The organism is Haloferula sp. (assembly GCF_049672945.1).
In the GTDB taxonomy this organism is placed as follows: domain Bacteria; phylum Verrucomicrobiota; class Verrucomicrobiia; order Verrucomicrobiales; family Akkermansiaceae; genus Haloferula.
Window position 1 is genome coordinate 32364 of the sequence record NZ_JBATWY010000236.1, and the last position, 22913, is coordinate 55276.

Sequence of the window (22913 nt, forward strand, 5' to 3'; positions counted from 1 at the left end):
CCTTCGAATTCCGTTCGTCAGCCCTCTCAGTTCATGCGTCGCCTGATTCCACTGCTTTTTCTTTCCTTGATGTCGACCGTCTCATCCGCCCCCCCGCTCGAAGCCTACCCCGCGGCCGAGAAAGGGATGGTTCGCCACGTGCTCCAGCTTCCAGCTGAAAAGGACGAAAGCCTCTACAAGGTTGAGCTCATCCTTGGCAAAACGGTCAAAACCGATGCCGCCAACAGCTACTTTTTCGGTGGTTTGATTGAAGCCAGATCGATTGAAGGCTGGGGCTACTCCTACCATATTCTGGAAAAAATCGGACCCATGGCTGGCACACTGATGGCTGCTCCACCAGAAGCACCTAAGGTTGAGCGCTTTATCGCAATCGGTGGCGATCCCTACCTGATCCGCTACAACAGCAAGCTTCCGGTGGTAGTCTATGCTCCTCAGGGAGTCGAGGTCCGCTACCGCCTGTGGCGAGCCGACGCTGACGCCACCGCAATGGAGAAAGGCTGAGCTGTTTCTTCGTGGATTTACGGATAAACAGCCGAAATTGAGACTTCACATGAGGTTGACCTCATTCCCATTACCCATTAGTAACCCGCCCGAATCTTATGTCTATGCTTCCTAAAATCCCCAAGCGAGTCGATTGGACCAATTCCGCTTTCCTTGGGGCGATCTGTCTGATCGCCCTGATCGGCACCCCAATCTACCTTTGGAAATACGATCTCCACCCGGTGCTGATCGGCATGACCGTCTTCTACCTGATCGCCACCGGTATGAGCATCACGCTTGGATACCACCGGCTCTTTTCCCACCTCTCGTTCAAAGCGAAGTGGCCCGTTCGTCTCTTCACCCTGGTCTTCGGCGCCTGCGCGTTTGAGAACTCCGCGCTCAACTGGTGCTCCGACCACCGCCGCCATCACAAGCACACCGACCACGACGACGATCCCTACGATATCTCCCAAGGTTTCTTCTGGGCCCACATCGGCTGGATTCTTTTCAAGCGGACACCCGAGCCACCGCTCGACAACGTCGCCGACCTCCGCAAGGACAAGTTGGTGATGTGGCAGCACAAGTGGGACAAGCTGATTGCCCTGACCGTCGGACTGCTTCTGCCCACCTTGGTCGGCTACCTTGTCGCCGGTCCTGTCGGCGCTCTCGGCGGATTCCTGATCGTCGGCACCTTCCGCATCTTCGTGGTCCAGCAGTGCACTTTCTTCATCAACTCGCTGTGCCACACCATCGGCAACCAGCCATACTCGACGAAGTGCAGCGCCCGCGACTCCTTCGTCATGTCCCTCGTCACCTACGGCGAAGGTTATCATAACTACCACCACGAGTTTCAACACGACTACCGCAACGGCGTGAAGCCATGGAATTTCGATCCCACCAAGTGGGCGATCTGGACCCTTTCAAAGCTCGGTCTGGCATCAAACCTGCGCCGCGTCCCCCACTCCCGGATCGTGCTTGCTGAAATGACCGAAGCCCGCCGCCGCGCCGAAGCCGAATTGGAACGCATCGCCGCCTCGGATGATGCCGCATGGCGCGAGTCAGCCACGGAAGCCCTTAACCAGCTCCTCGAAAGGCTTGCCGCCAGCTATCATGAACTCGAAGCCGCTCTGGCCAACAAGGTGGAGCTTTCGAAGAAGGCCCTCAGCCGCTGGCAGGTCGACACCCGTGAGTTTCTCGGACACCTTGCCGAAATCCGCGCCGAACGCCTCCCCGCCTTCGCTTGATTTTCAGCTCACCTTTTCATGCCGGTTCCGCCAACGCGGAACCGGCATTTTTTTGACCCAATGCTGGTCTGAATTCACCAAATCATCTACCTCCATCCCATGCCCCTCCTACCTCGGACGATTCTGGCCGCCCTCGGCTTGCTCCTCTTCTCATGCCAGAAGGAAGGCCCGGAAAACGTCGAGGTTTCTGCGCAAGAGAGTGCTGCGGAAACCATGCCCCCGCGGCCGAAGGGTCCGCTCGTCAAGTCCTCCGAATGCGCGGGCTGCCACAAGGAGGCCACCGAAGCGTGGAAGAAATCCCACCACGCCCTCGCCCACCGGGATTTCGGCAATGAGGTCGACGAGGAGGCCTTCGCCGGGTTCGAAGTCACCCTTGGCAATGCCAACTGGAAATTCACCGGAACCGCCGAGAACCCACGCATCGAATGGTCGCACACGGGAAGCGACGTCACCCAACCCGGCGACCCAAAGCCGAGCATGGTGATCGGGGTCGATCCACTCATCCAATACCTGCTGCACACGGGCGACGGTCGTTACCAGGTTCCCGACCTTGCTTGGGATCCGGTAAAGAAGGAATGGTTCAGCATTTACGGCGACGACCAGCGCAGCCCCGGCGAATGGGGCCACTGGACCGAGCGCGGCATGAACTGGAATTCGCAATGCGCCTACTGCCACTTTACCGGCCTTGAAAAGAAACATGACCCCGAGACCGATGGCTACCACACCACCTGGGTCGAACAGGGCGTCGGCTGCGCCCAATGCCATGGCCCATCGCGGGAAAATCACGGCAGCGACGAATGCATCATCGATCCCGCTCGGAAATACACGAAAAAGCAATGGATGGAGTCCTGTGCCACCTGTCACGCCCGCCGCGGCGAGTTCGATGAGAAATTCTCGATCGGTGACGACTTCAATAACCACTACTCACTGGCGCTCCCGAGCCAACCCGGTCTCTGGTATCCCGACGGTCAGCAGCTCGACGAGGTCTACAAATACAATTCCTTCCTCCTCTCCCGGATGGGCCACAAGGGCATCGCTTGCACCGATTGCCACGACCCGCATGAAGCAAATCCGATCGGCGGCGAAGTCGCGGTCCGCTCGAACGCCCTCTGCATGACCTGCCACGGCGGTGGTGCCAACGAAGCCACCGTCATCAACCCCGTCGAGCACAGCTTCCATGCTCCGGGCACGTCAGGAGCCAGCTGCGTCGACTGCCACATGCCCAAGCGCACCTACATGGGCCGCGACCCGCGCAGTGATCATCGCTTTCCCCGCCCGGATCCCCTCCTCACCAAAGAGCTCGGCACCCCGAATGCCTGCAACGACTGTCACTCGGACAAGGGCCTCGATTGGCAGATCGAATGGACCCACAAGTGGTATGGCGAGGACATGAACGCCGTCGGCCGCAAGCGCACGCGTGCCGTCCACGCCGCCAACGAACAACGACCCGGCGCTCTCGACCTGCTGATCGAAAGCTTCGACGTCGAGGAGATCGATGCCTGGCAGGCGACCCTGCTCCGCTTGATGGCACCCTGGGCCTCCGACAGCCGCGTCGTCCAACGCGCCAACCGCAGCGCCAACGATGGCGGGCCGCTCGCCCGCACCGCAGCGGCGCTGCTCATCGGCCGCCGCGGCGACCAGGGCCCGATGCTGGAAAAGCTGCTCACCGACCCGATCAAAGCCGTACGCGTCGAAGCCGCCTGGTCGTCACTGGAGAATCTTTCAATCGATCATCCGGTCTTCGCCGAGATTTCGGCGATGGCTGACCACCAGTCCGATCAACCCACCGGCGCCATGACCATGGCTCGCCTCGCCGTCAAACGCGGCGACATCCCTGACGCCGAAAAGTGGTTCCAGCGCGCCGCCAAATGGGACCCCAGCTCGCCCGTCCCGCGCCGCGACCTCGCCGTCTTCCTGAGCGGGATCGGCCGGACCGGTGACTCGCTGCAATGGCTCGAGGAAGCCGCCAGACTTGCACCGGACAACGCGGAGATCCCCTATCTTTCGGCGCTCGCCCAAGCAGAGGTCGGCAATCCCGCCAAGGCCGCCGAGCTGCTGACCGAAGCCGTCCGCATCCAGCCGGACTTCGCCCGCGCTTGGTATAACTTGGGACTTCTCCAAAACAGCCAAGGCCAGCCACAGGATGCCGTCAACAGCCTGCAACGAGCCGCCGCACTGGAACCAACCAACCCCGATGCCCCCTACGCGATGGCCACCATCTACCTGCGCATGGGCAACGCGGAATATGCGATCAACTCCGCCCAGGAAGCGGTCCGCCGACAACCCGATCACCCGCAAGCCACTCAATTCCTGCGGCAGCTGGGACAGTGATTTCAGGCAACGCGAAACGCAGCGCTGATGATTTGCCTTTTGGGAACTCTCTTCCCATGGTGGTGATATGAAAAGCCTGTCCTCCGGGAAGCTCGCCAAACTTCTGCAGTCGGACTCCCCGCCACGAGTGCTCGACGTCCGCCTCGCCGACGATCATCAAGCCATCCGCATTCCCGGATCGGTCCACAACTGCGTCTTTGAAATCGCCTTCCGCGAGCGGCTGCCGGAATCAGCTCCCGACAAGCAGCAGGCCATCGTGATCTATGGCGCTTCCGAAAAGAGTGCCGAAGCGGGAATGGCCGCCGAAAAGCTCGAGCGGGCCGGCTACACCGAGGTGCTCGTCCTCAAGGGAGGCATCCGCTCGTGGCACGACGACGACCATCCCGTCGAGCAAGGCCCGTCACCCGCCGCCGATCCGAGCCCTCCCCACGGCCGCTTCGATCTCAATCTCGACGAATGCCGCCTCGAATGGATCGGCCGCAACCTCATCAACCGCCATTACGGCACCGTCGACCTCAGCTCAGGTCATCTCGATTTCAAAAAGGGCGACCTGACCGGCGGTTGCATGGAGTTTGACTTCAAGACGCTCAAGTGCGCCGACCTCGCCGACACCGAACTCCACGACGTGTTGATCCGGCACCTTCAGGACCATGATTTCCTCGATGTCGAAAAACATCCCACCGGACGCCTGGTGATCACCTCATCCTTCCACGTGCCGGACGCCACGCCCGGCAGCCCGAACCTGATGATCAAGGCCGAGCTGACCCTGCGCGGCAAAACCAAACCGATCGAGTTCACCGCCACCGGAGGTCCCGGTCCGGATGGCAACCCGGCCGCCCAAGCCGCCTTCTCCATCGACCGAACCGAATGGGGAATCCTCTACGGCTCCGGCCGCTTTTTTGACCGACTCGCCGGCCACCTGGTCAACGATCTGGTCGAATTTCAGGCAAGAATTCTGACCAAAAGCCCCGATTCAACCGAATAGTTCGTCCTTCGCAAAAGCGATCCCGGCATTCCGATCCGCTTCGCTCTCGGCGTGGTGCCAATCCGTCGGCTCGTGCTGACAGGCGCAGGCGACCTCGACACCAAGTTGCCGCATCGCAGCGATCGCCACCTCGGGGGTGTTGCAATCCCGGCTGAGATGGCCGAGCACGACCCGCTTCAGGCCCGCTGGCACCAGTTCCTTGATCAAAGCCGCCGCCTGGGCATTCGAAAGATGTCCGTGCCGCGAGGCGATCCGTTGTTTTGTCGACCACGGACGTTTGGTGTCCGCCTCCAGCAATTCATCGTCGTAATTGGCTTCGATGAAAAGCGCCTGAACCCCACTGAGAAGGTCGCGAACCCGCTGGGTGACGTGCCCGGCATCACTGAGCAGGCCGATCGCGCGACCATCCCGGCGAAAGACGAATCCCACCGGCTCGACCGCATCGTGCGGCACCGCAAAAGACTCGATCTCGAGATCGCCGATCCCAAAGCACGATCCGCTTTCAAAAAGCTTCCAGCTGATCGGTCCGAGGTTTTCCCGCACGACATGACTGGTCGATGGCGTCGCAAAAACCGGCACCGCCAGCGACTTCATCAGCACCCGCAGACCCGACACATGGTCACCGTGCTCATGGGTGAGCAAAATGCCATCGAGGGCACCGGGATCGATTCCGATCCGCCGCATGCGCAGCAGCAGTTGCTTGGCGGACAGGCCGGCATCGATCAGCACCCGGGTTCCACCGGATTCGACGACGGCCGCGTTCCCGCCACTCCCACTTCCCAAAACCGCGAAACGCATGGCCAGAGAGTGGAATGGACCATCCCGGGATTGAAAGCTGAAACCAGCGCGCCATGATGCTTTCAGGTTTGAAGCGAATCCGGATCATCCATCGACTACGCGTGGCGATCGCCCTGTTGGGCTTTCTGGCCGTGTTGACGGCGGTCGGCGGCCTTTGGTGGGCAAACCACACCGGCCTCCCGGAAGCGTGGCGCACGAAAATCGAGGAAGCCCTCTCCGCGCGGGGACTTCATGCCGATGTCGCCAGCCTCCGCTACCGCCCGCTGCGCGGCATCGAAGCCGGCGAGATCGTGATCTATGCCGATAGCTCCCGCCACCGGGTGGTCGCCCGGATGCACGAGCTGCTGCTCGACGTCGACCGCACCCGCCTTTCCCGTGGGGAAGTCGAAATTGACCGGATCGATCTGGCCGGAGCCCGGATCTCGCTGGCGGCCGATCCGATGATCCCCGATTCCGAGACCCTCGAAATCACCCAGGCCGAAGGCCGGATCCAGATGTCAAAAGGACGCCAGGTCGAGATCAAGAATGCCAGTGGCATGGTCGGAGGCGTTCGCCTTGAGTTTGATGGACTGATCAAACGCTACCTTCCGCGTCCCCACCCGACGCCCGATGAAATCGAGCTGGCTCGGGCCCAGCGCCGCAAACTTTTCAATACGATCATCGAGGCGCTCGAAAAGTGGGGCCCCGAAAGTAGCAAACCTCCGGTCATCCGAATCAAGGCCAGCGGTGACCTCGAGGAGCCTTCAACCATGCGCGCGACCATCGAAGTCCAGGGAACCGGCCTGAAAACCCACGCTCTGATAATCAATTCCCTCAACATCCAGGCGGAGTTGCGCGGCTCAACCATCGCCGTTCACGAGGCCGATCTCAGGACTCAAAATGGCCACCTTTTGGGTAGACTGGAGTTTGATACCTGGAGACGCACCGGAAGCTTCGAGATGAACTCGAGTCTTGACATCACCGCCTTGCTTCAAAGCCTCGATCTTCCGCTTCCCGAGCGGATGCCAGACTTGGGCAAAGCACCATCCATCGGCGCGAGTGGCACATTCGCCGAAGTCGACGACCAATGGAAGCTGAAGCTCATGGGGCAGTTCGACCTCACCGAACCCCACTTCGAGCACCTCTCCGCCGACCGGGTTGCCAGCGCCTTCTCATGGGATGGCAGCCAGCTATTCCTCGATGACCTCAGAATCGAGGACGGCAAGCAGGCTCTTGATGGCCGGGTGTTCGTGACGCCGGAAAAGGTCCTCTACGAGGCCAAGACCGATCTTCCCCCATCGTTCTGGCAGAACGCGGTCAGGATCCAGCCGCTTGGCACCATCCTGAATACTTTCACCGCCACGCCTGACACCACCGTCGCCATCGACTTCAGGGGCTCGGCTGTTCCCGGCGACAAACACGCCTGGACCTTCGAGGGCAACGCGGCCGCGACCAATATCAGCTACCGAGGCGTTCCCGCGAACCGCGCGCGGGTCACCCTCGATCTCAGCCACGAACGTCTCGACTTTATCGACGGCGAAGTGGAATTCGATTATCGCGACTACCCGCTGCGCATCGCCCACGGTGGCCCCGCCACCGGTGACATCTCCGTCGACCTCATCCGCTACGATCGCGAACCCGGAACCGTGACCATCCGCAAACTGACGGGTGCGGCGTGGCCGGGTCCGATCGTCCGCACCTTCCTGCCGTCGCTTGCCGAAAATCTCGAGAAATACGGCTTTCATAGTAATCCAGGTCTCAAGGCGGATGGCGTCATTGGAGTGAAACACGGAATTCCGAAAACCGATCTCACCGTTCGTTTCGCGACCAGGAAAAATGCGGACTACGAATTTCTCGGAGCTCTTCTCGAAGCAGAAGCCCCTCAAGGTACCGTTCGCGTCCTGCCGGAAAAGGTCGAGATCAGCGACTTGAGCTTCGGACTCTTCGGCGGTCTCGTTCGCGGCACGCTCGCCAGTCGCACACAGGGCGAGTCGCGCGTTTCCGGCGAACTCGACTGGACCCGAATCTCGCTGCCGGGCCTCGCCAAAGCCTACGAATTCGAAAGCCAGCCCAAAGGCCAGGTCACAGGACGTCTCGACTTCACCCTGCTCGGCCAGAATGTCTCCGGGCTGAGCGGCGCCGGCCATATCGCTTTGGAAAATGGTGAACTCTTCGAAGTCCCCATCTTCGGACCTCTTTCCACCGTCATCTCCGCCGTCCTCGGGCGGCGACAGGCGGGATTCCAGGAAGCCAATGAGGCATTTTGCACCTTTAGTCTGGAGAAGGGCATCTTGAACACCCTCGATTTCCGCACTGCCACCTCCTCGATCGTCCTCACGGGTGACGCCATCGTCGATTTGGGCAAAAAAACCATGCAGATGACCGTGCGCATGAATGCTCGCGGCCTGTTCGGAGTGATCACCCTGCCGCTGCGCCCCCTCTATGGATTTTTCCAATTTCGCGGAATTGGCCCGATTGAAGAACCCGAGTGGACCAAAGTCATGTTCACCAAAGCACCCGCCCAGCAGGAAGAAACGCTGCTCGAGCCACCCAAGGCTCTCCGCATAAACCCGGTCAAGAAGAACTGATCTCACCAGCCGTCGCGCCCGGCTCGATTCCCAAAAAGTCATGCCTTGCACGGCTACTGCTTCAGTGGCACTCTTCCTTTGGAGATTTTCTCCTATTCAACTCTCAACCTATCCCGACCATGTCAGACAATTTCGCCAAACCACAGTCCATCGACCCTGAAGCCGCCTTTTCTCCGAATCCCTCCCCTTCCGTTTCCAAGGCTGCGGACGATCTCCGCGCCGCTGCCGGTGAACGCGCCAGGGAAGTGGCTCACGACACCGCCGAACAAGCCAAGGCACTCAAGTCCAAAGCCATTGAGTCCGCTCAGCAATTCCGAGATGTCGCGACGGACAAAGCCCAGGCCCTCAAGGCCACCGCGACCGAAAAGGCCACCGCATTTCGACACGCCGCCGAAGAGAAAGCCACCCATCTGCGCACCGTTGCTGACGAGCAGTGGCACCAGACGCGCGACAAGGCCAAGGACATCCACATCACCACCGAGGACTACATCCGTGAAAATCCGACGAAGTGTGTCCTTGGTGCTCTCGGTGTCGGCTTCTTGATCGGCCTGATTTCGCGCCGCTAAACAAGCCGCCGTGCCGAATCCCCCTCAGCGCCTTCGATCCCATGTCGGAGCGCGCCCGGTTTCGTAGATCCATGAGTGACGACGCTCCCGAATCCCCACCTCACCAGAATCCTCAGGACGAGGGCTGGGCGGCTGCGGCCACCACTTTCATCACGGCAAGGATTGATCTGCTCAAGTATGAAGCCCGGGACGCCGGCCAAGAGGCGCTCAAGCGGGGCGCGCTCCTTGCCCTCATCCTCTTTTGCGCAATCTTCTTCTGGTGCCTCCTTACCGTGGGCCTCATCGGCTGGATTTCAATGAGCCAAGACTGGCCATGGTATGCCGTCACCCTCGTCTTCGCCGGGCTCTACCTGCTGACGGCCATCATCGCCGGAGTATTGCTCAAGAAACCGACCGCCCCTCCCTTCCCCCTCACACGCGCCGAACTTTCAAAAGATCAAGCATGGCTCGAGACCCTAAAGAACGACCCGAAATCGCAGAACTGATCCGGCGCATTGAGGGTTCCCGCGGCAGTGTGGAGACTCAGGTCGCCCAACTCCGGCGCACGCTCGATATTCCCTCCAGAATCAAGCATTCCGTCTCACACAACCCGCTTGCCTGGTTCGGCAGCTCAATGGGTGTGGGTCTGCTCGCCAGCCGGGTTTTCCGTCGCAGAAAAAAGGCGAAACCCAAGGCCAAGGGAATCATTGGACTCCTCACCGCCGCATTGCTCACCATGATCAAGCCTGCCATCCGAGGATTGATCGTGGGGGAGTTACAACGTCGACTCAAAGGCCATACCGGATGGCCCCATCCCTCACAGGAGACACACTTGCCGCTTTCCAAGTCTCCGTCCCGTCCCTCTAACTAAACCCAATCATGTCTGAACACACAGTGCTCGAGCACGTCGACCAGTATCTCCGCCTTGGTCGCGAATACGGTTGCTCCGATGTCCACCTTGCTGCGACCTTCCCGCCCGCCTGGCGGCGATTCGGCCAGCTTCAGCCCATTTGGGACGATCACGACCCGCTCACCGCTGAGGACACCGAGCGCCTCGTGCGTTCATTCCTTCAGGATCGCGAATGGGAACGCCTTCAGGAAAAAGGCGATGTCGACTTCGCCTACGCCAATGAAGAAGGCCGCTTCCGGGCTTCCGTCGTCAAACAACGGCTCGGCCTCGACATGGTCTTCCGGATCATCGACTCGACCATCCGGAGCATGGAGGACCTCAAGCTGCCGATGGATCACCTCCTACCGCTGACCCGGTATCAAAACGGACTGATCCTCGTCACCGGTGCCGTGGGTTCAGGAAAATCCACCACGCTCGCCGCGCTTGTCGATTTCATCAATTCCGACCGCGAGGACCACATCCTCACGCTTGAAGATCCCATCGAATACGTTTTCGAGTCCAAGGGCTGCCACGTCAACCAACGCGAAGTCCACCTGCATACCGAATCCTTCGCCAAGGCATTGCGCGGCGCCCTGCGGGAAGATCCCGACGTCATCATGGTCGGAGAAATGCGCGACCTTGAAACGATCCAGCTCGCCCTCACCGCGGCGGAAACCGGTCACCTCGTCCTCGGCACCCTCCACACCGGAAACGGTCCGCGGACGCTCGACCGGATCCTCGACGTTTTCCCAACCGATCAGCGCGAACAGATCCGCATCATGGTTTCCGAGTCGCTGCGTGGCGTCCTTTCCCAACAGCTCGTACCACGCGCCGATGGCGAAGGCCGGGTGATGGCGCTCGAGTTGCTCGTCAATACAGCCGCCGTCTCCAACTGCATTCGCGAAGGCAAAACCTTCATGCTTCCGGGTGTCATGCAGACGGGTAAGAACGTCGGCATGATCACCATGGACGAATCGCTCAGACAACTCTACATCAAGGGTCTGATTACCAAGGATGAGGCCATGTATCGCTCCGAAGACAAGGTCCAGATGGAGGCCTTCTTTCAATCCTGAAAAACCCTCCAACCCAGAATCATCATGGCCGAAATCGACCGCCTCTTCCAACACCTCGTCGCCACCGGAGGGTCCGACCTCCACCTTTCCGAGGGGCAACCACCCAAGACCCGAGTCCACGGGGCCGTCACCCCCATCGAAGGCGAGGAGGTCCTGGAGCACGACCTCATCCACCGGATGCTCAAGGAGATCTGTGATCCGAAGGCATGGGAAATCTACATGGAATCCGGCGACCTCGACTTCGCTTACTCGATGGATGAGGAGTCGCGTTTCCGCTGCAACTACCTCAAACAAAACCACGGCCTCGCCGCCGTCTTCCGACTGATCCCCACCGAGATCATGTCGCTCGAACAACTGGGGGTGCCGGAGGTCGTCAAGCGCTTCGCCCACATCCGCTCCGGCCTGATCCTCGTCACCGGCCCGACCGGCTCGGGCAAGTCCACCACCCTTGCGGCACTGCTCGACTACATCAATTCGAACTACAGCCGCCACATCATCACCGTCGAGGAGCCGATCGAGTTCGTCCATAAGAACAAAAAATCAATCCTCACCCAGCGTGAGGTGCCGATCCAGACCCCATCATTCTCCGACGGCCTGAGAGCTGCCCTGCGTGAAGATGCCGATATCGTGCTGGTCGGTGAGATGCGGGACTTGGAAACCATTTCGCTCGCCCTGACCGCGGCCGAGACCGGCCTGCTCGTATTCGGAACCCTCCACACGAACAACGCCCGCAAAACAGTCGACCGGATTGTCGACGTTTTCCCCGCCGACCAGCAGTCCCAGGTGCGGACCATGCTCGCTGCCTCGCTCCGCGGAGTGCTCGCCCAGCTTCTCTGCAAGCGGATCGACAAGCCCGGACGCACGGCGGTCCACGAAATCATGTTCGCGACGCCTGCTGTGTCCGCGATCATTCGTGAAGGAGCCACCCAGAAGCTTTACGATGTCATTACGGGCGGCAAAAGCGAAGGCATGCAGTTCATGGATGAAGCCATCTGGGCCAAACTTCAGGCCGGCATGATCTCTCCGGAGGAAGCCTACATGAAGGCGATCGACAAAACTCGCTTCAAGAAGTTCCTGCCTCCTGCACAAGCCCATTTGGGTGACGCTTCGGGTGAGAGCCCGATGGACCACTAGTCATCGATTTTCATGAAGGTCGGGGCATTGACGCTTTTCCCCTTATTCGATAAACCCAGCTGTCAAGACGGCTGATCCAATCGATGACCTCCGGCGTAATCTCATTCTCCTGCCCTTCCTGCGGCGTCCGGCTCACGGTACCGGATTCGATGGCGGGCATTTCGGGCCCTTGCCCCAAATGCTCGGCTACCATCCAAGCCCCCAATCCCGTCGTCGCTGAGACCGCACGCCAAGTCGCGACGGAGCTCCCGGTTGCCGTCCCCTCTCCAGTCTCCTCCTTCCCGGCGCCCGCTCCAGCCCCTGCTCCGATCACCCCGCCGGTCCCCCAGCAGCCGGTTGAAATTCCTGCCGGAAACATCCGACCTGAACCACGAGCGATTCCTGAACGTCAGGTGAGCAAGGCGATCGCCACACGCCACACCACGCGTGACGAATCCCGGAGAAGGAGCCAAACCGCCCCAACTCGAAGTCGATCACGCTCGGCAGATATCGGACTTGGTATTAGCCGCGTCCTCATCCCGCTCTTTTTCATCATCGCTGGCGGCACGATCGTCTACATGCTCTGCTACCACTTCCTCCCGGGCGGCCCGGGTGAGACGCTCCGCCGCATCTCCAAGCCGCCACCGGGTTCACCGCCGAAAGTCCAACCCATCTATCCCGAAAAACCGGCTGCCGCCAAAAATATTCCCGCCGCGGAATCGCCCACGATTTCGAGCGGAGCGGTTCCCGACGCACCCCCGATTTCTGCCGACGGTGCCACAGCCATCCGAGCGGAGCAGGTGCTTGACGAGTTCCTCGCCACCTCCCTGCTTGATGAGCGCCTCGGTCTGATCGATCCCCCGTTGTCCGTCGCTGAGCTCGAAGGCACGATTCTCGATATGCCGCTACCTGAGGTGATCAACGTTTCCCCGGAGACACCCTCCTTCGACCCCGTCGAAAACCTCGGTGATTTCCCCTTCCGGGTGTCCTTCCAAGGTGGAGAGGGTTCCATCGTCGAATACACGGTACTCGTCCGTCAGCGGGCTGATCTCGAACCCAAGGTGGTGGTCGGCCCCTTCCTCGATCTTGTCGGCGGAAGACTTGAACGATTCGCCTCCACCCCCACCGAAGGTGCCCAGACTTTCAACGTCATCATGGAGGCCATGCCCCGCTGCTTCGAAGAAAACATCCCCAACCCGAGCAAGAAGTTCACCTACAAGTTGTCCGGAAGCAACGTCGGCCGCGCCATCGCACGAGCCTACGCCAGCCTGAACTCCAGCCTCGCCGAGCAACTCTGGACACCGGATTCACGGATCCGCTGGGGAAAGAGGATTCGCGCTACCGTGACGCTCCAATGGAACACCCGGGAGGATCCCAGCCAGCCCTACATCGAGCTGATGGAAATCAAGGGCTTGGACTGGAACTCGTAACCAGCCCGGCCTTTCTCAGCGCGGTCATCCCCCCGTGCAGCACGAGGATTTCACCCGCAACGAAGTCCCGATACTCGCCCTCGAGCTGCTTGCTCAAATCATGGCTCACCGAGCAGTGAACGTCGTCGCAGTAGACGATCACACGACTCGCTCCAAACAAGACGTCCTGATGCCGGATGATCTGATCACCCAGGGCCTCATCCGACTGCATGGTGATGTTGATCGAGTCCGGCATCCGTTCCGCACGCCAAACTTCCGTCGGCCGTGCATCGATCCACACCATGCCCTCATCGCCGTCCTTCAATACCTGTGCGAGCGCGATTTCCCCTTCTTTCAAGGGCACCTGCTCAAGCTCCTTGTCGGGATCCGCCGAAGGCTTGCCCTCGATCAGCCAGTTGCCCAAACCCGCCACCAGCGCGACGGCGGTGATCAATCCAAGTTCGGTGACGCTTTTCATGGCTTAGGCTGTTAGGGACTTCCCACCGGGCTCCTCACAATCGTGTAGGCGCGCTGGGTCTTGTGACGCGCGATCTCACAATCCGTTTCAATGCTGATCAAACCAATCCGCTGCTCGTCGGTATTGGTGGGTGTTACCTCAAGCTCATAGCTTTTCCCTTCCTCGAGCGTCTTCAGCTCGACCTTGAAGTTGGGATTGGCGCAACTCACCGACTTCACCCGAATGGGTTCATCGTGCTTCATGGTGACGGCAATCGTCTGGCTCTTGGCTTCTTCACCAACATTCCAACGGAGCGTCTTTGGCTCAACGTCCACCAGCACCGGAATGTGAATCCGCGCTGTTAGCGTCACCGACGGTGCGTCTTCGGGATCATCATTCAGCCAAATTTGAACCGCCTTATCGACCGTGCCGGTAAAGTTCGCCATGTCGAACACCCCGCGAATCACGCCCTTCTCTCCGGGGGCATAGCTGAGTTTGCCTCCCTTGACCTGGACGGTCATGCAGGAACAGGTCGCGTTGTATTTGGCAATCGAGACATCCTCCCCGCTCTTGTTTTCAAAATTGAAATCCGCCGTCACCCGACGCCCATCAAGTGGCACCTCCACTTCCTCAAGCACCTTCTCAAAGGACAACTCCCCGGCCATTCCCTGCAAGGTCAGGCCGAGAAAAAACAGCAGCAACATTCTCATTGGAAACACTATTGGCCCTTGCTTGGCGCCGGCGCAAGCTCGACCGAGACAATCATCCGTCCACCCCGCCATTCCGGTCCCAGCACCACCACCGGCTTGCCAATCTTCAGCACCACCCCCGATTTAAGGATCTTCTTGCGACTCAACCAGAGCTCCAGATCAATCCTTACCGAATCCTTCGACAAGCGGCTCTGAACCTCGAAGCGACACAGGATTTCGTCACTCCCACCGATCGGCTGCGCCCAGTTCTCATAACTGCGGAACAGCGGTTTGGAATCCGATCCCAACAAGCGGTAGTGCTCGAATTTCAAACTCTCTTTCGCCGCCAGCCACTTGGCCGTCTCCTCGGAAACCGGCTCCGCCTTTTCACCCGCCACTTCCGGATCGCCATCCGTGCCGTGATAAACCAGCACCCGGACCTTGGCGATCTCGTCACGACCCGGATCAGCAGCCAGTCCATTCAAGGACATCAGCAAACCCAGCAGCAGTATCATGCAAGATCTCATCGGGAATCACGGGATACCGTGCGAGGCCCTTCCTTTTCGAGCACCGCCGTTTCTGGGATTTCCCAACTATCGGGAATCGCAGCGACTCCAGCCAAGACAATGACCGTCGCATCATCCTCCGCCATGTACTCCGCCTTGACCCCCTTCGATGGCGTGTAGAGGACCGGTGCCAGCGTCGCCACTGGTACCGCCACCTCATCGAGTGCGGCCTCAGGGCCCCCGCGTCCAATCACAAATCCGAACACCATCCCCGCCGCAGCCGCAGCCGGCATGAACCACGCCCAGCGTGGCGTGCCCTTCGCAGGCACCACTTCAGGCAGGCTCTGAGGCACCTCCTGAATCTCGATCTCCCGCCGGATACGCGCGTTGAAAAACTCCGCATGCGGGACCTCTTCGCTGGCTGGCAGGACGCCCGCCGACAAGGATTTCCAAGATCGTGCCTGCTCACGCCGTTCCACCCACTCGGCTTGCGTCGATGCCCACGCATCCACCGAGCTCAGCGATTCACCATTCAATTCGTCCTCGACCCACAGGGCCAGCAATTCGTCATCGGGCTTCGTATTCATCCTTCAGCAGGGTTTGTAGTTTCTGGCGGGCGTAATGGAGCCGGCTCATCACCGTCCCAATCGAACAATCCATGACTTCGGCAATTTCCTTATACGCCAGTCCTTGAACATCTTTCAACACCACGACCTCGCGATGTTGCGGGGAAAGCTGGCCCAAAGCGGCCTCGATCTTGTCGCGGAGCTCGCCGCCGACCAACTCGTCATCAGGGGCCCGCTCCATGTTTGGAGTGGTCATCGAGGCCGGATCAATCCGTTCTTCGCCAAAAATCTCGTCATTCAACTCCCCACCCGATTCCGGACGCTTGCGCCGCACCCAGTCATAGACGGTGTTGTGCGCGATCCGATACAGCCACGTCGTGAAGCGTGCCTTCGCTTCAAAGCGAGGCAGCGCCTTCCAAGCCTTGATGAAGGACTCTTGAGAAAGGTCCCATGCATCAGCTTCGTTTTTGATCATTTGGCGGATCATGGCGTAAATTCTTCCCCGGTGGCGGGTGACGAGGGCGTCGTAGGCACTCGTGTCCCCCGCCTGAGCACGGATCACCAGCGCCTCGTCGGTCTCCTCGTTTTCGACCTCCGGTGCATGTTTCGACGTTGTCGGGTCGGAATTATTCATTCTTCCCGACACTTCGGATCCCATTGGCGCTCTGCCACACGCCTTTTACCCTGAAGCCCCTGACGGCTGCTGGCAAATCCATTAGCCACCCAAGCGGGCACCACTGCTGAAATGTCTGCTTCACCGTCTCATCGAATTCAGGCAGGGCTGGGGAATACATTCCCCCTTGATTCGTGTGGGCTTCATCCCCTCCCTGAGCCTGTATCTCCCCGCATCCGCCACTTTTGCGAAGCCAGAATCGCTTGGTTCGAACAGCGCAGCCTGTTGACAAGAAGCCAGCCTCGACCATCGAGACCATCTTCAGAGTGATCAAATCCGTCCTTGGCTTCCGCAGCTTCAACTTACACAAAAAAGCTTACACTCCCGCCAGAATTTCCACGTCCAAGGAAGCCCGCCTTTGCTCTTGTGCCAACTCATGGATTCGGGATGTTCCGTCATGACTCCCCGCGACCTGATCCTCCCTTCGTTCTTCGCCGATGCCCTCGCCCTCGGCCCCCACTGGATCTACGATGCCGAAGAAATCCGCTCACTCTATCCATCCGGGCTCTCCAATTACGACAAGCCGCATAGTTCTTACCATCAGGGCAAGTCGGCCGGCGACTTCACCCACTACGGAGATCAAGCACTCGTTCTGCTCAGATCGGTCACCACCCGCGGCTGGTCGATCGACTCCTGGCGAGCTGATTGGAAGGAGTGGGCGGAAAAAACCAATGCCTACATGGATGGCGCATGCAGACGCACCCTCGAAAATCTCAGGGCCGGTCTCAACGAGCCCTCGGACTCAAGCGACCTCGCCGGAGCCGCCCGCCTGTCCCCCCTTTTCGCCACACTCGACGGCCGTGAACTGATCGAAGCCGCGAGGGCTCAGACCGCGCTGACTCATGGCGACCCTCAGGTCATTGATACCGCCGAGTTCATCGCCCGCGCGACAATCAGCATTCGAGGAGGAGCATCCCTGGACGAGTCCTTCGACGAAGCAGCATCTCATCCCTACGATGGCTTACCCGCCATCACCTGGCTCGCCGAGGCAAGAGAAGCAAGCGAGGGTGACCTTGCTCGGAACGCTGCCCGGATAGGACTCGCCTGCAACGTCCGCCAAGCCTTCCCCCTGGCGCTTGCCGTCGCCCTCAAACACGAAGCCGATCCCGTCGCCGCACTCGCTGCCAACGCGCTCCTCGGTGGCGACTCCGCGGCCCGGGGGATGCCACTCGGCCTCCTGCTCGGAGCCCGTCATGGACTCCAAGCCTTCCCTGAAGTCTGGACAAGCGGCCTGAGCGGCGGCGCGGAGATCATCTCCCTACTAAAAATGTAGTAGGTAAAGCATCATCCTCGCGATCAGAAGCGGACCCTCGCCGAAAGAGACCCGAAATTGGAAATCCCTCCTTGAGTTTGGTACTCTTCAGTTCTCCACGTATGCACGTAACTGAACTCAACCGCCTTGTAGCGAATACCGCCTCCGAAGAAGACCTCTCCGACCAGCGGCCGCCGCTCGATCCCGGTATTAAAGTCGGTGAAGAGCGGACCATCGAGGGTCGCATCAAATGCCACCAGGCGCACGTTTCCTCCAAAGATCGCGTATACCGACCAAGGACTGCTGTAGCCAATGGGTGTATTGAAGTAGCGGTGAGAATACGCCGTTGACGAAAGACGGGGATCCGAAAAGTCGGGCGGCAAGTTGTAGCCCAGACGGAAAAAGCCCCCCGCGTAGGCATTCGTTTGGAAAGATCCCAGACGAGCTCCCCACTCGCCCAAGCCATCAATCCTGATCGCCCTGTAGCCAAAATTCGCCAGATCGAGCCGACGCTTCTGAACAAAGCTCAGGTCGACGGTGATCTCGTTGGGAATTTGATTGTCCCAGCCGTTGAACTTCGGAATCCCCTGCGCGCTATGCACGAAATCCTGAGTGGGTTCGGCGAAGGCATGTTCGCCCGTCGTTCCCACCGAAAGCTCCACCGAGTTGAGGATCCGATCGTCCTTCACGTGAAGCGACACCCCCAGCGCCAACCAGCCGGCGTAGCGGCGCTGCCCGGGTGGCTGGGTGTAGGGATATGGATCGTCAGGTGTGAACATCAACTGCGTCAGCGACAGCCCGAAATTGTATCGAATCGCTTCAGGATCCTCGAAACCCGTCAGGGCCTGGAACGCGCGAAAGCTCTCCGCATCGCCCGAGAGCTTTCGCAGAAATCCTCGGACAAGTCCGAATTCCCCGATGTCCCGATTTCCCGAGATCCATGAAAGCCTCGCTCCGTTGGTGTAATCGCGGTCCTCTCCACCGAATAAATCATTGTCCAAATAGAAGGTGAGGTAGCCTTCCTGATCCACTTCCGGCGGCTCCACTCCAGCCATCGCTAGCGGGCCGAGGCAGAACAGCGGGGCAATCAAGCGAAAGGGATCGATACTCATGCAAATTCGGGAGCTCGGAGCTGAAGGCCAGGTCGCCTCGGTTCTAGAAGGTGGAGCCGTGCCAGCAAAGACCTAATGCAGTCGCAGCGCCCCAAGCTCAAGCCAATTACAATACACTGGTTATTAGAAGGATAGGCTTCATCAACTTGTCTCTGCTGACTAGCGGGTCGATTCATTCTGCCACCTTGTCATGGAACAGGCTGCAATTCGCCCGCTTGGTTTGGACATCGGCACGATGCATGCTAAAGACCGCCAGAGGCCATCGATCCTCCCATGCTTTCATGCCCGAAGGAATTGCCATCATCACCTCTGGAGGAGACGCCGCCGGAATGAACCCTGCGGTCAAGTGCGCCGCCGAATACGCCAGCAAACAAGGTCTCCAACCATGGCTCGTCTATGGCGGCTTGAACGGCCTGATCAACGACAAGATCGTCGAAGCCGATCGTTCGCTTGTTTCAGGCATCCTTCACCGTGGCGGAACGGTTCTCCGCTCCTCCCGTTCCAAGGAGTTCTTCGAGCACTCCTTCCGCGAGCAAGCCTATCAGAACCTCAAGAAGCGTGGCGTGACCAAGCTGCTCGTCATCGGTGGTGACGGATCCTTCCGCGCGCTCAACCAGTTCTACAGCGACTTCGGTCTGCCTTTCGCCGGCATTCCGGCCACGATCGACAACGACATCTGCGGCACCGATTACTGCCTCGGCGTCGACACCGCGCTGAACATGATTCGCGAGTCGATCGACTCGATCCGCGACACCGCCACCTCCTTCTCACGCGCCTTCGTCATCGAAGTGATGGGGCGCCATTGCGGCTACCTCGCCATGGTCTCGGCGCTCGCCAGCGGAGCCGAAATCTGCCTGACCCCTGAGCTTCCCTATAATCTCGATTCCATCGGTGCCCGCCTGAAGCACCAGATCAATCACGAGGAGCGGGACTTCATCCTCGCGATCGTCGCGGAGGGCACCAAAATGGCCGACTACGTCACCCGTTGGATCAACGACTCGATCGGCATGGAAGCACGCCTCACCGTGCTTGGTCACGTCCAGCGCGGTGGCTCGCCAACGGTCTACGACCGGATCATGGCCTACAAGTTCGCCGTCGCTGCCGTCGACTCCCTCATTTCAGGCCAGGACAATGCCATCATGGTCTACCGCAAGGGCTCCTTCGGCCACCTGCCGATCAGTGAAGTCTGCGACGCCACCTACCAGATGGATCCGGCGATCTTGAAACTCTGCCGCCCGCTTTCCGAATAAGCGTCCACCTCATTCAATCGAGCAGCACTGCGGCAATCCCTCCAAGGACCGCACCCACCACCTTCAGCGCCTCCCACTTGGGATCGCCCGAGGCCCGGTCTCCCCACAGCGGCTCCATCGAGGTCGAGGAATCACCGAATGCCCGACTCATACTGATCGTCGGCTTCGACTTCTCGAGCTTCTCCAACTCGTTCTTCTGATGAAGGTGTTTCCCCCCGGCGCGCCACCATTCCATCAAGCGACGTAGCTCGCCACCCTGAAGCCAGACGCCGTGGGCTCCACAACGATCGACGATCACGCCACTCCTCCCGCCAAAGTTGATGTGGCTCATCCGCTCCTCGCACATCGGGCATTTCAAATATTCCACCACATGGTTGTAGCCGTAATTCCGGGCGATTTCCTGCAATCGCTGGCCGTCCACCCAGACGGCTTGGTCGATCTTCGTTTCCAGTAGCGCCTCCAGTTCGCCCGGATTGAAAAACAGCCCGCGACAAGATCCGCAGCGCTCGATCTGGATCGGCGGCACCGTTTCGAACTCGATCACCTCAAGCGAACTCTCACACCCCGGACAAGGCAGATTCCCTTGCGTTCCGAGGTTCCGGAAATGAACCTGAGCCAGATCGAAGTCCTGTCGGCTTTGACAGAAAGGACAGATCGTCAGATTCCCCTCCAAGCGACCGCCACAGTTGGTGCAGTTCATGGAAGTCAGCTTCGCAAAGAAGCCTCAGAAAGCTCAACTACGATTTCCCGCCCCGCTTGGAACGACTTCCTCGGATCCATCAGTAATCCCGCTCCAACAGGTACTCGGCGATCTGCCGGAGTCTCAAGGCTCGTTTCCCGAAAGGCTCAAGTGCGGTCATCGCCTGCTTGGTCAACTTCGCCGCCTCCTTGCGCGCCTTTTCCAAGCCGATGATCGAGGGGTAGGTCGCCTTGTCGACAGCCTCGTCCTTGCCCGCCGTTTTGCCGAGCTTCTCGGTCGACTGCGTGACATCCAGAATGTCGTCGATGACCTGGAATGCCAAACCCAGCGCCTGACCGAAGTTCGTCAGCGCTTCGAGTTTTGCCTCAGTGGCATTGGCCGTCATCGCACCGAGCCGGATCGAACTCGTCAGCAAGGCCGCCGTCTTGGCTTTGTGGATTTTCACCAACTGAGCCTTCGTCAGCTTTTTCCCCTCGCCCTCCAGATCCATCACCTGCCCGCCGATCATTCCGGAAGAACCCCCGGCCAAGGCGAGGTCGGCTATGTAACTCGAAGCCGGATACCTTTTCGCCGGAGGCGTCTCGGCCAAGATCAGGAACGATTCGGTTAGAAGCGCATCGCCCGTCAGCACTGCCATGCCTTCCCCATAGACCTTGTGACAGGTCGGACGCCCGCGCCGCAGGTCGTCATCATCCATGCAGGGAAGGTCGTCGTGCACCAACGAGTAGGTGTGGAGCAGTTCGACGGCGCAGGCGGGCGGCATCGCCGATTCCGGATCGCCACCACAGGCTTCGGCGGACGCCAGACAGAGGATCGGCCGCAAGCGCTTGCCACCGGCGAATACACTGTAACGCATCGCTTCATGAATCGTGCCGGGCTTCTCCTTCGCCTTCGGCAAGAAGCGGTCGAGTGCCGCATCGACTTCCGCCGCACGGTCTTTCAGATAGTTTTTAAGATCCTCCATGATGATAGCCCGAATTCACCGCCAAGACGCAAAGGTCGCCAAGGAGGAAATTTGAATCAAAAGACTTGGCGTCCTTGGCGACTTGGCGTTTCCAACTTTCACAAAAGCTCCGCGATTTGAACGGCGTTCAGTGCCGCTCCCTTGCGCACCTGATCCCCCACCATCCACAGGTCGAGGGCATTGTTGAAGACCAGATTCTTGCGCACTCGGCCGACCAGACAGTCGTCCTTGCCGGTCGTGTCCAGCGGCACCGGGAAGACGCCGTTGGCCGGATCGTCCATCAGCTTGACTCCCGCCCGATCGGCATAAGCCGCATGCGCCGAAGCGACGTCGACCGGCTTCTCAAACTGCGCGGTGATCGAAATCGAGTGCGAACGGTAAACCGGCACCCGAACGCAGGTGCATGAGACCTTCAAATGCTCAAGACCCAGAATCTTCCGGCCCTCGTTGAGCATCTTGAGTTCCTCCTTGGTGTAGCCGTTGTCGGTGAAGGCATCGACCTGCGGGATCACGTTGAAAGCGATCTGCCGCGGATAGACCTTCATCTCGAAGGGCTGATCGGTGGCGATGGCCTTCACCTGCTCTTCCAGTTCGATGATGCCTTGGGCACCCGAGCCGGAAACCGCCTGATAGGTCGAAGCGATGATCGAGCGCAGCCCGAAGGCATCGTGCAGAGGTGCCAGGCCCATCAGCGCGATGATCGTCGAGCAGTTGGGGTTCGCGATGATCTTCTTCGGCGCGTTCCTTGCCGCCTCAGGATTGATTTCAGGAACCACCAAGGGAACCTCGGGATCCATCCGGAAAGCCGAGGAATTGTCGATCACCACGCAACCTGCGGCGGCTGCTGAAGGTCCATAGCTCAGCGAAATACCGCCACCTGCGGAAAAAAGTGCGATATCGATGCCTTCGAAGGAGTCATGAGTCAGCTCCTTGACCGTGAGTTCTTCACCCCGAAACGTCATTTTCTTCCCTGCTGAACGAGCGGAGGCAAGAAGGGTCAGGGACTTCAGAGGAAAATTTCGTTCCTCAAGGCAGAGGCGCATTTCCTCTCCCACAGCGCCGGTAGCACCGACAATCGCGACATTTGGGACTTCACTCATGGCTTTCGAAAGGGGGCGGAGTGTAGGGCTGGAATACGGTCTGGCAATTGAATCGTCTGGATTCCGGCCCCTCTTTTTGCTTCCCCCCTAACGTGCCGGTCCGTTAGCTTCCCGGCGGCGCCGAGGCAATTTTGAGCCTTAGCGCCACTCAGCAACCAAACACCATATTACAAACAAGATCATGAAAATCGTTAAGATCGCGCTTCTTGC

23 protein-coding genes are annotated in these 22913 nt (G+C 59.6%); 13 read left to right on the forward strand and 10 right to left on the reverse strand.

From position 1 onward, the window contains the following. Positions 1 to 33: 33 nt before the first annotated feature. The 4 genes from WBG04_RS20540 to WBG04_RS20555 all read left to right on the forward strand — a co-directional run bounded on the left by WBG04_RS20540 (position 34) and on the right by WBG04_RS20555 (position 5040). On the forward strand, positions 34 to 501 hold the full coding sequence (locus WBG04_RS20540; RefSeq protein ID WP_424316598.1) for an ecotin: 468 nt from the start codon (positions 34 to 36) through the stop codon (positions 499 to 501). Positions 502 to 599: 98 nt separating this feature from the next. Then, on the forward strand, positions 600 to 1724 hold the full coding sequence (locus tag WBG04_RS20545; protein WP_424316599.1) for a fatty acid desaturase: 1125 nt from the start codon (positions 600 to 602) through the stop codon (positions 1722 to 1724). A gap of 99 nt (positions 1725 to 1823) precedes the next feature. Next, positions 1824 to 4055, forward strand: coding sequence for an ammonia-forming cytochrome c nitrite reductase subunit c552 (locus WBG04_RS20550; RefSeq protein WP_424316600.1), 2232 nt, complete (start codon positions 1824 to 1826; stop codon positions 4053 to 4055). 67 nt (positions 4056 to 4122) lie between these two features. Then, complete coding sequence (locus WBG04_RS20555; RefSeq protein ID WP_424316601.1) at positions 4123 to 5040, forward strand: YceI family protein; 918 nt, start codon at positions 4123 to 4125, stop codon at positions 5038 to 5040. On the opposite strand, the gene WBG04_RS20560 is transcribed toward WBG04_RS20555, so the two are convergent. After that, complete coding sequence (locus WBG04_RS20560) at positions 5029 to 5838, reverse strand: MBL fold metallo-hydrolase (RefSeq protein WP_424316602.1); 810 nt, start codon at positions 5836 to 5838, stop codon at positions 5029 to 5031. The two genes, WBG04_RS20555 and WBG04_RS20560, sit on opposite strands and share 12 nt — an antisense overlap. A gap of 53 nt (positions 5839 to 5891) precedes the next feature. Here WBG04_RS20560 and WBG04_RS20565 point away from each other — a divergent pair, with 53 nt between their 5' ends. The 7 genes from WBG04_RS20565 (at position 5892) to WBG04_RS20595 (ending at position 13455) form a co-directional block, all read left to right on the forward strand. Further along, positions 5892 to 8405, forward strand: coding sequence for an AsmA-like C-terminal region-containing protein (locus WBG04_RS20565; protein ID WP_424316603.1), 2514 nt, complete (start codon positions 5892 to 5894; stop codon positions 8403 to 8405). Between the two features lie 119 nt (positions 8406 to 8524). Next, positions 8525 to 8971: a DUF883 family protein gene (locus WBG04_RS20570; protein ID WP_424316604.1), complete on the forward strand. Its 447-nt coding sequence runs from the start codon at positions 8525 to 8527 to the stop codon at positions 8969 to 8971. Positions 8972 to 9042: 71 nt separating this feature from the next. Further along, the gene (locus WBG04_RS20575; RefSeq protein ID WP_424316606.1) at positions 9043 to 9456 is read left to right on the forward strand and encodes a phage holin family protein; all 414 of its coding nucleotides are present in this window, start codon (positions 9043 to 9045) and stop codon (positions 9454 to 9456) included. Next, positions 9414 to 9821, forward strand: a complete 408-nt coding sequence (locus WBG04_RS20580) for a hypothetical protein (protein WP_424316607.1) — start codon at positions 9414 to 9416, stop codon at positions 9819 to 9821. The genes WBG04_RS20575 and WBG04_RS20580 overlap by 43 nt, the downstream gene beginning before the upstream one ends. A gap of 8 nt (positions 9822 to 9829) precedes the next feature. Beyond that, positions 9830 to 10912: a type IV pilus twitching motility protein PilT gene (locus tag WBG04_RS20585; RefSeq protein ID WP_424316608.1), complete on the forward strand. Its 1083-nt coding sequence runs from the start codon at positions 9830 to 9832 to the stop codon at positions 10910 to 10912. Positions 10913 to 10936: 24 nt separating this feature from the next. Further along, a complete protein-coding gene (locus WBG04_RS20590; protein WP_424316609.1) occupies positions 10937 to 12046 on the forward strand; it encodes a type IV pilus twitching motility protein PilT in 1110 nt (369 codons plus the stop codon). Positions 12047 to 12438: 392 nt separating this feature from the next. Next, a complete protein-coding gene (locus WBG04_RS20595) occupies positions 12439 to 13455 on the forward strand; it encodes a hypothetical protein (protein WP_424316610.1) in 1017 nt (338 codons plus the stop codon). On the opposite strand, the gene WBG04_RS20600 is transcribed toward WBG04_RS20595, so the two are convergent. The 5 genes from WBG04_RS20600 to WBG04_RS20620 are packed head-to-tail and all read right to left on the reverse strand — an operon-like array spanning position 13430 to position 16286. Beyond that, on the reverse strand, positions 13430 to 13912 hold the full coding sequence (locus WBG04_RS20600; protein ID WP_424316611.1) for a rhodanese-like domain-containing protein: 483 nt from the start codon (positions 13910 to 13912) through the stop codon (positions 13430 to 13432). The two genes, WBG04_RS20595 and WBG04_RS20600, sit on opposite strands and share 26 nt — an antisense overlap. 11 nt (positions 13913 to 13923) lie before the next feature. Continuing rightward, complete coding sequence (locus WBG04_RS20605; RefSeq protein WP_424316612.1) at positions 13924 to 14601, reverse strand: DUF1573 domain-containing protein; 678 nt, start codon at positions 14599 to 14601, stop codon at positions 13924 to 13926. Positions 14602 to 14609: 8 nt separating this feature from the next. Further along, a complete protein-coding gene (locus WBG04_RS20610; RefSeq protein WP_424316613.1) occupies positions 14610 to 15095 on the reverse strand; it encodes a hypothetical protein in 486 nt (161 codons plus the stop codon). Positions 15096 to 15103: 8 nt separating this feature from the next. Continuing rightward, complete coding sequence (locus tag WBG04_RS20615; RefSeq protein ID WP_424316614.1) at positions 15104 to 15673, reverse strand: hypothetical protein; 570 nt, start codon at positions 15671 to 15673, stop codon at positions 15104 to 15106. Continuing rightward, positions 15654 to 16286: an RNA polymerase sigma factor gene (locus WBG04_RS20620; RefSeq protein ID WP_424316615.1), complete on the reverse strand. Its 633-nt coding sequence runs from the start codon at positions 16284 to 16286 to the stop codon at positions 15654 to 15656. The genes WBG04_RS20615 and WBG04_RS20620 overlap by 20 nt, the downstream gene beginning before the upstream one ends. Before the next feature lie 436 nt (positions 16287 to 16722). Here WBG04_RS20620 and WBG04_RS20625 point away from each other — a divergent pair, with 436 nt between their 5' ends. Further along, positions 16723 to 17598: an ADP-ribosylglycohydrolase family protein gene (locus WBG04_RS20625; protein WP_424316616.1), complete on the forward strand. Its 876-nt coding sequence runs from the start codon at positions 16723 to 16725 to the stop codon at positions 17596 to 17598. A 23-nt stretch (positions 17599 to 17621) separates the two neighbouring features. Here WBG04_RS20625 and WBG04_RS20630 read toward each other — a convergent pair whose 3' ends face one another. Next, positions 17622 to 18689, reverse strand: coding sequence for a lipid A deacylase LpxR family protein (locus WBG04_RS20630; protein WP_424316617.1), 1068 nt, complete (start codon positions 18687 to 18689; stop codon positions 17622 to 17624). Between the two features lie 281 nt (positions 18690 to 18970). Between WBG04_RS20630 and WBG04_RS20635 the strand changes: the two genes are divergently transcribed. Next, positions 18971 to 19939 (forward strand): 6-phosphofructokinase, encoded by a 969-nt coding sequence (locus tag WBG04_RS20635; RefSeq protein WP_424316618.1) that lies wholly within the window; start codon positions 18971 to 18973, stop codon positions 19937 to 19939. A 13-nt stretch (positions 19940 to 19952) separates the two neighbouring features. Here the strand turns inward: WBG04_RS20635 and WBG04_RS20640 are convergent, their stop codons facing one another. The 3 genes from WBG04_RS20640 to WBG04_RS20650 form a co-directional block, all read right to left on the reverse strand. Beyond that, complete coding sequence (locus WBG04_RS20640) at positions 19953 to 20639, reverse strand: zf-TFIIB domain-containing protein (RefSeq protein WP_424316619.1); 687 nt, start codon at positions 20637 to 20639, stop codon at positions 19953 to 19955. Positions 20640 to 20718: 79 nt separating this feature from the next. Then, positions 20719 to 21603, reverse strand: coding sequence for a polyprenyl synthetase family protein (locus WBG04_RS20645; RefSeq protein ID WP_424316620.1), 885 nt, complete (start codon positions 21601 to 21603; stop codon positions 20719 to 20721). 98 nt (positions 21604 to 21701) lie between these two features. Continuing rightward, entirely contained in the window at positions 21702 to 22703 is a 1002-nt protein-coding gene (locus WBG04_RS20650; RefSeq protein ID WP_424316621.1) for an aspartate-semialdehyde dehydrogenase, read from the reverse strand. Positions 22704 to 22913 lie beyond the last annotated feature (210 nt).